9 protein-coding genes are annotated in these 12311 nt (G+C 67.6%); 2 read left to right on the top strand and 7 right to left on the bottom strand.

The genetic code is table 11. The features are described from left to right. Window positions 1-12: 12 nt before the first annotated feature. From ACZ9YD_RS11940 to ACZ9YD_RS11955, 4 genes are all read right to left on the bottom strand, one after another. On the bottom strand, window positions 13-3684 hold the full coding sequence (locus ACZ9YD_RS11940; RefSeq protein WP_465075429.1) for a hypothetical protein: 3672 nt from the start codon (window positions 3682-3684) through the stop codon (window positions 13-15). Between the two features lie 212 nt (window positions 3685-3896). Continuing rightward, complete coding sequence (locus ACZ9YD_RS11945) at window positions 3897-5297, bottom strand: hypothetical protein (protein WP_465075430.1); 1401 nt, start codon at window positions 5295-5297, stop codon at window positions 3897-3899. Window positions 5298-5350: 53 nt separating this feature from the next. Then, entirely contained in the window at window positions 5351-5857 is a 507-nt protein-coding gene (locus ACZ9YD_RS11950; protein WP_465075431.1) for a nuclear transport factor 2 family protein, read from the bottom strand. Continuing rightward, the gene (locus ACZ9YD_RS11955) at window positions 5857-6594 is read right to left on the bottom strand and encodes an SDR family oxidoreductase (protein WP_465075432.1); all 738 of its coding nucleotides are present in this window, start codon (window positions 6592-6594) and stop codon (window positions 5857-5859) included. The genes ACZ9YD_RS11950 and ACZ9YD_RS11955 overlap by 1 nt, the downstream gene beginning before the upstream one ends. Window positions 6595-6703: 109 nt before the next feature. Here ACZ9YD_RS11955 and ACZ9YD_RS11960 point away from each other — a divergent pair, with 109 nt between their 5' ends. After that, complete coding sequence (locus ACZ9YD_RS11960; protein ID WP_465075433.1) at window positions 6704-7600, top strand: LysR family transcriptional regulator; 897 nt, start codon at window positions 6704-6706, stop codon at window positions 7598-7600. Window positions 7601-8198: 598 nt separating this feature from the next. Here ACZ9YD_RS11960 and ACZ9YD_RS11965 read toward each other — a convergent pair. The 3 genes from ACZ9YD_RS11965 to dbpA all read right to left on the bottom strand — a co-directional run bounded on the left by ACZ9YD_RS11965 (window position 8199) and on the right by dbpA (window position 11423). Continuing rightward, window positions 8199-8672, bottom strand: coding sequence for a hypothetical protein (locus tag ACZ9YD_RS11965; RefSeq protein ID WP_465075434.1), 474 nt, complete (start codon window positions 8670-8672; stop codon window positions 8199-8201). Between the two features lie 111 nt (window positions 8673-8783). Continuing rightward, window positions 8784-10001, bottom strand: coding sequence for a glycosyltransferase (locus tag ACZ9YD_RS11970; protein ID WP_465075435.1), 1218 nt, complete (start codon window positions 9999-10001; stop codon window positions 8784-8786). A 30-nt stretch (window positions 10002-10031) separates the two neighbouring features. Further along, complete coding sequence (dbpA, locus tag ACZ9YD_RS11975) at window positions 10032-11423, bottom strand: ATP-dependent RNA helicase DbpA (RefSeq protein ID WP_465075436.1); 1392 nt, start codon at window positions 11421-11423, stop codon at window positions 10032-10034. 387 nt (window positions 11424-11810) lie between these two features. Between dbpA and ACZ9YD_RS11980 the strand changes: the two genes are divergently transcribed. Then, window positions 11811-12167 carry an endonuclease domain-containing protein gene (locus tag ACZ9YD_RS11980; RefSeq protein WP_465075437.1) on the top strand — a complete coding sequence of 119 codons (357 nt, stop codon included), beginning with the start codon at window positions 11811-11813 and terminating at the stop codon, window positions 12165-12167. Window positions 12168-12311 lie beyond the last annotated feature (144 nt).

Here is a 12311-nt window from a genome sequence, read left to right on the forward strand (position 1 = left end):
CTGCGTCCGCACTCAGGGCGCGGTGATGTCGGCGTCCGCGCGCCGGAGTTCGGGATATTCGTCCGAAGGTGCGCCGGGCCGGATGCTGCCCGCCGCGATATCCACCGCGACCCCCGGCAATGCGGCCCGGAGCTTCAACGCGAGCGTTTCGCCGCGGTCTGCGATGAGCTCGGTGTTGAACTGCAGCGTGCCTTCGGGCGATGCCGATCCACGCACGACGATCCGCGTGGCCTTGTAGGCCTTCGCTGCATCGACGAATGCAGCCACGCGCACGTTCTGTCCGCTCCGACCCTCGGCGGTCGTGTCGGTCATGACGCTTTCGCGCTTGTTGAAGAACACCTGCAGCTGCGCGGGTTTCGCCGCCGCCGGTACGACGACCTGCCCGGATGGTGCCGGTTGCGGCGCAGGTGTGGGCGTTGGTGCCGGTGTCGCAGGTGTCGTGGGCGTCGGTGTCTTCGGCTCCTCCTTCTTCCCGCCTGCGCCGTCTTTCTCTCCGGCCGCAGGCTTCACACCCTTGTAGGCAACTGCGGTCTCCATCGCCTTGATGGCGACTTCCTTGGCCGCCGACAACGCGTCCTTGCGCGCCGACTCGGCAGTGTCGGTGGTCTTGTTCACGACGTCCTTGAGGTTGCCGGCGTTGGTCAACGCCGCCACGTCGAACGGTTTGCCCAGATCGATCGCACGCTGCGCGATCGCCGCGGCGAGCGAGCTGTCGGCAGCAGTGCCACTGGTCGAGAAGTTGTTGATGATCGGCGTCGCCGGACCGAGGGTATTGGGCGCGGTCTGGCCGGCGGTCAGGCTGCCGGACGGCATTCCGATCGCATCGATCGCAGTGGCTTCGTCGCCGGGTGAATCCTTCCAGTTCCAGAACCGGGTGAGGTCGATCTTCTCGGCGGCGGGGCACCGGCCGAGGACCGCTTCGCCGAGCACACCGCGCGTCGGCAACGCGATCGTCGAAACCGGCTGATCGAAGGCTTCCATGTGGAAGCGCTTGAGTGCGCGCTGGAGCTTCCCGGTGTCCGTCCCGATCTCCTCGGCGAGCACAGCGGGGATCTGGAACGGCATGACGATGGAGTTGCCGTAGAAGCCGAGGACCTTGTTCGAGACGCACGACAACAGCGGCACGCCTTCCTGCACATCGCCGTCCTTGTCCACGAACGGCGGTGTCACCGAATAGCGTTCGAGCAGCATCGTGCGCTCCTCGGCCGTCAACGACGCGACCACGCGGATGCTGCAGCGGACCGCGTTGCGCAACACCCATTGCAGGGTCTTCTCGATCTCCAGCAGATCGTCGTAGGACAGCAGCGCCGCCATACGGCTGGCCGAGACCGTCAGGCCGCTGCCCGGCACGATCGTGCCGCTCGAGGTCGGGATCACATCCGGTGGCTGGCCCCCGCTAACGTCCTGTGGCGCGGCACTCACTGTCACGTCCAGGTCGCCGCTTTCACGTTCGACGCGTTCGGCCGGATACGACTTCGACACGCGCACGTCCAGTGCGAGCTTGCCGAGCAGGCCTGCGAGTTCGACAGGATTCGCGCCGAGGAACGATTGCGCCGTGGATGCGCCCTTCGGCGCGAACACGTAATCCAGCCTGCGTGCGCCGTTCGTGATCACCGCGCCGACCACGTCGTTGAGCGGAAGCGATCTCGGCAACGGAATGTTGGCCTTCAGCTCAAGCGCACCGTCGCGTGTTCTGCGCAGCCAGTCGAACAGTTCGATCTCTTCGGAGAACGCATGCTCACCCGTCGGCGGCGACGGCGGACTACCACCGAGCCGCGTCGTCTGTGACCGCACACCATTGCGGAACAGCAGTTGCACCTGCGGCTGGTCGAATGCCGTGAATCCACCCGTCACCTTCACGACGATCGTCGTGATGGCCGGCCCCGTCGGCCCCTGCACGTCGCTGCGTGGGTCGGCTGCGAACTCGATCAACGCCTGCAGGCCCTTGCGCAGTCGCCAAGGCACCTCACGCTGCAGCACATCGGCATGCGTGAGCAGCTTGGCGTAGCGGCTCAGCAGCTGGTTCCGGTTCAGGGCAGACGTCGACAGCGTTGCAGCCTGGCCTGCCGGAAGAAAGTCGACGACGTCCAGCGGCACCAGGCAGACGAGGTTGACGTCCTGCACCACCGTCGTGACATCGAACAGCCGCAGCACTTCCCAGTACTGCATGGTCAGCGCGCGCGTCTTGTTGTGGTTGGTAATGACCTTGGTGGTGACCTGCGTGGTCTCGCTTGCAGTGGCGAGCCGCATCGACGCGCGCGACGCACTACGCACCGCACTCGCGCGACGGCTGACCGATGCCTGGGTGTTCTGGGCAGCGTTCGAGGTCGACTGCCGGGCGCCGGACATCCACGTCGATGTGGAGCCGTTCGCACTCGCCTGCCCATAGCTCGTGGCAACTCCGCCTGCGAACGCGCCGAAGGGAAACACACCACCGCCACCGGCGGCTGCGGCCACGGAGAATGAACTGGAATTCGCGCTGTACTCCGACCCGCCCTGCGCCGACTCGCTGAAGCCCGCGGCGAACGTGGCCTGCACCGAACTGGAATCGGCCTGATCGAAGCGCATGTCCTCGCGTTGCTCCAGCGCTTCGCGCTCCATGACGCTCGCAGTTTCGGTGCGTTCGACGACGGCGATGCGCTGCTGCTCGCCGGGCGCCAGAGGCAGCGAGTAGACGAGATCACCCAGTGCCAGTCCGTTCTGCGTCCAGCGCTGCGCGAGTGTCACCACGTATCCGATCGCCAACGTGGCAGCCAGGGGCGTCGTCGAGACCGCGCCGACGCCCGAGATCGCACGACGGAAGGATTCGGTCGAGATAGGCCGATCGATCGCGACGCGGTCGACTGCGAACAACGGATCGCGTCCCGACACCGGAATGCCCGGGTAGACCGGTTGCAACTGGCCGCCTTCCCTGTGCAGGTGTGACAGACGCGCGAGCGTTTTGCGACTCAGCGCGGGATCCGTCAGGCGGAACATCAGGCTGTAGGAGAACCGGTCCTGGGATGGATCGGATCGGAACACCATGCCGCAGTCCCCTTCGCCCAATGCGACCTCAGGCTTGACCGGCACCGCGTGCTCGACGTCTTCGCGATCGCCACCTGCGGCGAGATCCGCCAGCTTGGCCAACACGCCGAGCGACAGCGGCTCGACCTGTTCGCGCACGGTGGCAGGCAACAGATCGCCGTCCGCGGTACCGCGTGGCAGCGGAATCGTGATCGCCTGCGTCCCGTTGCCGCCGATCAGCACCAGCTGCAGTGCCTTGATGTGTCTCGCATGCCACTCGGTGGGCAGTTTCAAGACGGCGGAGCCATCCGAAGACAGGGCTTGAGTGCGCGTATGTAGCGCCTCAATTTCGCCCTCGTCCTCGGTTGCCGCGGCGAGGCGCACACGGGCGCCGGTCACGGGTCGGCCATCTGGCTGTACGAACTGCAAGGTCACCTGGCTGGGCGTGATCGATACATCATCGACCTGCAGTGCCTGATCTTTCGCGAAGCGCGCCAGAGCATCCGGAATCTGCGACGTCGCCTTGAGATGCTGCAGTTCCTGCTGCGCTTCCAGTGTTTGCCAGACTTCCTGCAGCTGCTTGTCGTCGACGCCCTCGATGGGCGTCCATTTTCCGCGCATGCCAGGCACGTCCGGCAGGGTCAGCGGATTCTCCGTTGCGTCGTCCACAATGCCTTTCATTACGCGCGCTCCTCCGTCATCGCACGCATCTGCGCACGATCGAATCGATGCGATGGACAAGGACTGCCGGCAGGCAGTCAATCGTCTGCTCGACTAACGGAAACGCGTCGCTCTTCGGGAACCGGACACCGGATCGGAGTGCGTCACGCGTCGATGGCTGGAAATGCGTGTCGCGTCACGATTCCGCATCGCGCGGACGGTTCGCGGATCGATCAATCCCGCTCCACGCGCTCGGCGATCTGCGGAATGAACCAGAACGGGATGCGGTACTCGCGGCGGCGCTGCTTGCCGCTTTCGTCGCCCTTGGCGTTCCAGGTCAGTGCGAGGTTGTGACGACCGGGCTGACGCTCGCCGAGCGGGATGTAGCCGACCAGGCCGCGCATCCCGAGATCACGACGTTCGATGGGCACAAAGTCGTCGAGCGGGATCGCGACGCCGTCGATGGTCACGGTCCACATCGCCGCCATGCAGTCGATGGCATTGCGGGTGGCGGCCGTGCCTTCAGCCGTGTTGCGGCCGTCGGTGAGCGTCGGACACAGGCGGCGCGCGAGTGCGTTGTCGCGCTGTGGTTGGTGCGGAATGAAGAGTCGCAGATGTGTTTCGGCGATGCGGTCCGATGGAATCATCGGGAAGCGCAGCAGGGCGTCGTGTTCGGCGCGCATGTTCTCGTAGTGGGCGCCGAGCATGCCGTGGTCCACGGCTTCTTCGGTGATGACGTCGTAACCCTGCAGCAGCGAGAACTTCATCGAATTGATGACCTGCAGACCGCCGATCAGCATCGCGCCGCCGATGACGAGCCCGTAGACGACGAGAAACGCGCGGCCGTTGAGATTGCTCTGCAGGGTGAGCTGCATCGGCCCGATCAGGCGCTGCGGCACCAGCACGCTGTAGAGGCGCAACAGCCGCAGCAACAGGCGGCGCAGACCGTCGCTGGGACGCCCTGCCGCGTCGCGGCGCGCGATCATTTTCTCGCACACCACCATCGCCAGCGTGCCGGCGAGGAACACCGCGTACAGCACCACGCCCACGATCAGCGCGACGCGGTCGGCCATGCCGAACAGTGCACCGGCCAGACTTCCGAGCACCATCAATGCGATCGCGGTCACGCCGACGCCGGCGATGGTGATCGCCATCAGGATGCTCATCGCGAACAGGATCGACGCCATGCGGTCGGCGCGTTCGATCGCCTGTCCGATGTCGCCGATCAGGTCACGCTGGTAGCCACGGGACACCGGCCCCATCGACGTGAGCCGGTCCCAGCGCACGCCGTCAGGGAAGGTCGCCTTCAGACCGATCAGGGCGACCCAGTAACCGCGGATCGCGATGTGCGTCATGAAGGCAGTCGCCAGTGCGTAGCTCACGCCCACGCCGACTGCGAATCCGAACCAGATCGCGTACTGCGCCATGCCGTCGGCGTGGATGGTGTTGGACACCCACGCGTCGAACAGCCGGCCCGGCACGGTGAACAGACCGAACACCAGCAGGCCGGAGATCAGCAGTTCGAGTTCGTCGCTGCGCTCGCGCAGGCGCTCGAAACTGATGCGGCCACCCGGCGTGGCCGGCATCGGCGTGCCGTCGACGGGCCGCGATGCGGCGTCGGTCTCGTGTTGCATGCGCGGTCTCCCCAGATCCGGAGCGGAGTGTAGCTGCGCGGGGCGTCACGTGTTCAGGTGGGATCGAGCAACTGCGCGAGCGCCCAGGTGTCGAGGAACGCGGTCGCGCGCACGATGCGGCCGTCGGCGAGTTCCAGATGCCAGGCGTAGTGATTGCGGTATGTGCTGCCGTCGCGCGCGGTGGCGCTGCCCTGCCACAGCACGACGACATGCGCTCCATCGGCGACGATGCGTACCACCTGCGGCACGATCGGCGTCGCGAGTCGCGCGGTGATCGGCGCGACTGCATCGTCCAGGAATGCCAGCTTCGAGCGGTACGTGCCCGAGACCGGACTGTCGCCGGCGACGGTCCACACCACATCGTCGGCGAGCAGGTCGAACACGCTGCCCTGCCCGAGTCGCCAGGCCTCGAACGCAGCGCGGATCTGCGCAGCGTTGTCGGGGGTGATGGCCTGCGTCGGGGCATCGCCGGCGTGCGCGGGCACCACCGGCACCGCGAGTCCCATCGCGATCGCGAGGCCGGCGAGCCGGCAGCAGTGCGGCACCATGCGGGCGGCCATCAATACGGACTCGCGACGGGACGCACGATCAGCTCGCTGACATCGACGTCGTCGGGCTGGGTCATCGCGAACGCGATCGTGCGCGCGATGGCCTCCGGCTCGATCGTGATGCGGCGGAAATCGCGCATGCCTGCAGCTGCGCCGGCGTGGGTGATGGTGTCGGCGAGTTCCGAGGTGGTGGTGCCCGGGCTGACCACGGTCACACGCAGCGTGGTGGTCTCCTGCCGCAGGCCTTCGGAGATCGCCCACACCGCGTACTTGGTGGCGCAGTACACGGCCGATGTGGGAAACACCTGATGCGCGCCGATCGAGGCGACGTTGATCACGTGGCCGAAGCCCTGCTGTTCCATCGCCGGCAGCACCGCCGCGATGCCGTGCAGCACGCCGCGGATGTTGACGTCGATCATGCGATCCCACTCGTCGCGCTTGCGCGCCGACAACGGCGACAGCGGCATGACGCCGGCGTTGTTGATGAGGGCGTCGATGCGGCCGTGCGCGGCGAGCGCGTGGTCGGCGAAGGCCTGCACCTCGTCTGCCGACACGACATCCAGCGCGCGCGCTTCGGCGCGGCCGCCTGCGTCCGTAATCTCCGCGACCAGGGCATCCAGGCGATCGACGCGGCGTGCGCCGAGCACGACGGTGGCGCCACGGGCGGCGAGTTCGCGCGCGGTGGCGGCGCCGATGCCGCTGCTGGCGCCGGTGATCAACACGATGCGATTGGCGAGGTCCTGCTGCATGGGAAAACTCCTGCGTGGGGCGTCTGGGCCCGGTGCAGATACGGTAGGCGCGGCCCGGTGTCGCGAGAACTCCCTCCGCACTGGATGCTGTGGTTAGACTGGCTAACCAATGGATCTCGACCTCAACCTGCTGCGCGTGTTCGTCGCGGTCGCCGAAAGCGACAACTTCCGCGCTGCCGCCGATCGCCTGGGCGTCACCCGATCGGCCGTCAGCCAGGGCATGCGCAAGCTGGAGGACCGGCTGGGCGTTGCGCTGGTGACGCGCTCCACCCGCAGCGTGCGGCTGACCGAGGCCGGGCACCGCCTGCATCAACAGATCGCGCAGCCGCTGGCGCGGATCGGCGCTGCGCTGGATGACGCGCTCGACGATGGCCCACCGCGTGGCCTGCTGCGCGTCGCGGTGACCTCGATCGCCGAACGCTTTCTCGCCGGCCCGCTGGTCGCGACGTTCGCGCAGGCCTATCCGCAGGTCGTGCTCGACGTGACCGTGACCGACGACGAGTCGGACATCGTCGCCGAAGGCTTCGATGCCGGCGTGCGGCTGGGCGAGGTGATCGAGCAGGACATGATCGCGGTGCCGCTGACCGGGCCGGTGCGCCAGGTCGTCGTGGCGACGCCCGGCTATCTGGAAGCACACGGCACACCGACGCATCCGCGCGAACTGGTCGCGCATCGCTGCATCGGCTGGCGGCCCGCGCCGGGTGTGGCGCCCTATCGCTGGGAATTCGTGCAGGACGGACAGGATTTCGACGTCGCCGTGCAGCCGCAGGTCACGACAAACGACATGCTGTTGATGGTGCGCACCGCACTCGCCGACGGCGGCCTGACCATGGGCATCGAGGAGACGTTCGCGCCGTGGATCGCGCGCGGCGAACTGGTGACCGTGCTCGACGACTTCCTGCCGCCGTTCCCCGGTTTCTTTCTGTACTACCCCGATCGCCGCAACCTGCCGCCGAAACTGCGTGCACTGATCGAGCACGTGCGCAGATTTTGCGAAGCGGGCTGAGCCGGTGTCCTCGTAAACCCGTGCGATCCCCGCATCTCCTCCCTCGGGGATTGATCGACGCGCGTCGAGCGAGGGCTGAGGTCCTCGGCACCAAGCCCCGCAAGCCTGCCGCTTCATTTTCCACGCGCCCCTGAAGCGCGCGACTTTCATCTCTCCCTCTGGGAGAGATCGACGCGCCCGGCGCGTCGAGTGAGGGCTCGCCACTTCAGCGCGAGACCATTCCTCCGACGCCTCGTCCCTCGGCGACCGCGACTTCAGCCACTGGGCGCGCGACGCGACTCGATACGAGTCATGCCGCTGAGTCGAGATCGAGGTTGCACGGTTCGCGCTTTCCGTCCTTCAGAGCGGAATGCCGGCCAGAAGAGATGGGTTGTTGGGTCGCAGCAGACGTTCTCGAGTGCCGCACATGGGTGCTTCCCTCACCCGACGCGCTGCGCACGTCGACCTCTCCCTAAGGGAGAGGTGTGCATGAGTGACGAGCTGAGAGAAAGAGAGAGCAAAGCCTGCTCAAGCCACAAGCCACAAGCGAAAAGCAGAGGGGCAGAGGGGCAGAGGGGCAGAGGGGCAGAACGCGAGAACGCTTGCCAGCGCTAGCCAATCACGACCAGATCCCGCCCAACTGGTTGATCGTGGACAGCGCCAGTCCCTGCGTCGGCGACGTCGGCGCTTCGGATACGCAGGCGCCCAGTCCTTGCGACGCCTGCATGCCGTCGAGCGCACTACGCGCGGACGCAGCGGCCTCGGTCGCTGCCTGCGCATAGCTCGCCGCGAAACCCGCCATTGCTTCGGTCGCCGGCGTCGGATTGTTCGCCGCGATGTCGGCCAGTGCCGCAGCCGCTTCGACCGCTTCTGCAGCCGCCGCTTCCGCACGGTTCGTCGAGGCTTCGGCGGTGCAGGTGTCACCCGCAGCGGCGGCGGCCTTGCCGGTCTCGGCTGCGGACACCGCTTCGTTGGACGCGCTGGCGGTGGCGTCCAGACCGTGCTCGGCGGCGGCTTCAGCCGCAGCGCCGCGCGCGTCGCTGGCGCCGTTCGAAGAGTCGGCGCCCGAGACGCCCGATGCGTTGTCGCTCATAAGCTGCGGTCCTTCCGAAGTGGGGAATTTCATTTTCCTGACCGCGCTCGATGCCGACACTCGGGTGAACCCGAGGTCCGGCGCGCCCGTTCAGCCAGGATGCGGTGAACGCTATACGCGGCGTACCGTGGCGCCGCGCTCGACCAATCGCGCGATCCACGCAACGGCCGTCGCGCACCCGTCTTCCGTCCGCATCACCGCACCTAGTGCAGCCGCGTGCTCGCGGGTTTCCGGACGTTCGGCAAATGCGATCGCGGCGCGCAGGCCGGACGCCGACGGACGGCGGCCCGACAGCACGCGATCGGCGATGCCCAGCGCGCGCAGGCGGCCGGCCCAGAACGGCTGGTCGCCGGCGAACGGCAGGATCACCGACGCAATGCCGGCGCGGCACGCGGAATGCGTGGTGCCCGAGCCCCCGTGATGGATCGCCAGCGCGCAGCGCGGCAGCAGCCAGTCGTGCGGCACGCTGCCGATGACGTGGATGTTCGGCGGAAGACCGGTGGTGTCGATGCCGCTCCAGCCGGGATTGAACAGCACGCGCCGATCGCCGACCGCTTCCAGCAAAGCATCACGCACGCGCGGCGCATCGAAGCCACTCATGCTGCCGAAGCCGGCATAGACCGGCGGCGGACCCGACGCGATCCAGTCGGCGAGATCGGCCGGTGGCGTCCAGTCCGTCGACGGCGGCACCCACTGGCCGCAGGCGATCGCGTCGTCCGGCCAGTCGTCGATGTCCGGCAGCAGCGCCGGCGACACGCCATAGAGCACCGGATGCGCGGTCCACAGCGCCGTGCGCGGCGGCAGACCGACCGCCACGCGGCCGCGATTCGTCGTCGCGCGGAACGTGCGCCAGACCATGTGGTTCACGAACGCGTGCGAGCTGCGGTTGAGCACGCGCGGCAGACGCAGCGGTGACAGCGGCGAGGTGAACGCAGCAGTCGGACTGATCGGAATCATCATCGCGCCGATCGCCGGCACGCGCAGCGCTTCTGCCACCGACAGGCCGACGAACGCGGTGAGGCCCGACACGATCACCGCGTCGCAGCCCGCACCGAGTGACATCGCCTGCTGCATCCATTCGGGCGTGCGCACCTCGACGATGCGGATCAGTGCACGTTCGATCTGGCGCATCGCCCGCATGCGCGACAGCGTGCCGCGGATGTCACCGGCCAATGCGGTGGCCGGCACACCGAGAGCGCGTGCGCTGTCGAGCGTGTCGGCATCGCCGAGCAGATGCACGGAGTGCCCGGCGCGCATCAACGCAAAGCCGAGCGCGGCGAGCGGTCGCGCGTCGCCCTCGGTGCCGTAGGTGATGATCAGCAGGCGCATGCGCGCAGTCTCGCGCAGCGCCGCGGACGATTACGTCGTCTTCAGCGGCTGCACGCGGAAGCGGCGGCCCTTGATCTTGCCGTCGCGCAGATGGTTGACCGCCTGCTGCACCTTGCCGCGCGTGATGGCGACGTAGCTGCGCGTGGCGAAGACGTCGATCTTGCCGATGGCGTCCTTGTGCAGGCCGGCGTCGCCGGTCAGCGCACCGACAATGTCGCCGGGGCGCAGCTTGTCGGTACGGCCGGCATCGATGCGCAGCGTTACCATCGGCGCGGCCGGCACATCGCTGCCCTTGCCACTGAGCGGCAACAGTTTGTCCCAGCGCAGCGGTGCGCCGAACTGTCCTTCGACGAGCGCGGTGCGTGGCATCTCGCGCGGCGTCACAAGGCTCAGCGCCAGGCCCGAGCGGCCCGCACGACCGGTGCGGCCGATGCGGTGCACGTAGGTGTCGGCGTCGTGCGGCAGTTCGTAGTTCACGACTGCGCCGATGTCCTCGACGTCGAGCCCGCGCGCGGCGACGTCGCTAGCAACGAGTACGTTGCAGCTGCGGTTGGCGAAGCGCACCAGCACTTCGTCGCGATCGCGCTGTTCCATGTCGCCGTGCAGCGCGAGCGCATCGAAGCCGTAGTGCGCAAGCGAGCCGGCGACTTCGTTGACGTCGGCGCGGGTGTTGCAGAACACCACCGCCGATTCCGGGCGATGCCGCAGCAGCAGCGCGGCCAGCTGCGGCGCGCGGCGCGACGGTTCGACCTCGTGGAAAATCTGCTCGATCTTCGGCGCCGGCGCGTCACCTTCGACGCCGATCTGTACCGGCTCGCGCAGCATCGCGGTGCCGAGATCGCGGATCTCGTCCGGGAATGTGGCGGAGAACAGCAGGCCCTGCCGCGTCGGCGGCACGCGCTTGACGATGTCGCGGATCGATTCCTCGAAGCCCATGTCGAGCATGCGGTCGGCTTCGTCGAGCACCAGCGTGCGCACGTGGCGCAGGTGCAGCGCCTTCTTCTTCGCCAGTTCCTGGATGCGGCCCGGCGTGCCGACGACCACATGCGGCGGATGCGTCAGCGACGCCAGCTGCGGGCCGAGCGGAATGCCGCCGCACAGCAGCGAGAGCTTGAGGTTCGGAATGCCGAGCGCGAGCTTGCGCAGCTGCTTGCCGACCTGGTCGGCGAGCTCGCGGGTCGGGCACAGCACCAGCGCCTGGGTCTCGATCAGGCCGGTATCGATCTTCTGCAGCAGGCCGAGCCCGAATGCCGCGGTCTTGCCACTGCCGGTCGGCGCCTGGGCGATGACATCGCGGCCTTCGAGGATCGGCGGCAGCGATTCGGCCTGGATCGGGGTCATCGACGTGTAGCCGAGGGCATCGACGCCCTGCAACAGGGCAGGCGACAGCGCGAGCGTGGAGAACGGAAGAGGCGTGGTCATGCGTACATGATCGCAGGAGTGGGGGGCTGCGTAACGGATGACATGCACTGGGTAGGCATTCGAAGGTGGAAGGCCAGCCGGTTTTCGATCGCGTGCAGACGCGCGTTAAACCCACTCTGGCGCTGAGAGGCTGCCCCCCACCCAACCCTCCCCCGCTAGCGGGGGAGGGCTCCGAGGGCGCGGCGTCGGGACCATCCAGCGCAGCGCGGGACACGCCCGGGCAATGGGCCGCGTGCGCCGACTTATGTCACGTGCGTCTTGAGCCCTCCCCCGCGAGCGGGGAGGGTTGGGTGGGGGCAGACCCGACGCTCGCTAGGTCATTGCGCCGCTGGCCTCCGATTCGCGAGAAGCACAGCCTGTCGATCCAGCTTCTGCCGGACATTCGCCATGCGCGCTGGCCAACGCAACCTGCTCGCCAAACGCCTGCGACGTGCAATGACGCCTGCTGAGCACGCGCTCTGGCATCACCTGCGTGCCCGACAGCGCTGCAACCTGAAGTTCCGAAGGCAACACCCGATCGGACCGTTCATCGTCGACTTCGCGAGCCTGGAACCCGCGCTGGTGATCGAAGTGGACGGCGGGCAGCACAACGGTTCGCGATCCGATGCAGCGCGCGATGCGTATCTACGTCGATGCGGATTTCATGTGCTGCGCTTCTGGAACGACGACGTGCTGTCGAATCCGGATGGTGTCTGTCGCGTGATGGATGCGTGGATCGAAGCGCGGGACGTACGTATGGATTGAGTCGTGCGTGGGCGGAACGTTCGCCCCCACCCAACCCATCCGGCCCGGCCCGGCGCAGCGCGCCGGTCGTTCGATCGATCCGCGCGGCATGCCGCGCAAGCGGACCGCTCTCACCCCCCGCGCGCGGGGGAGGGCTCTAGCGAC

The sequence above is a fragment of the Luteimonas sp. AC640a genome, from assembly GCF_979256585.1.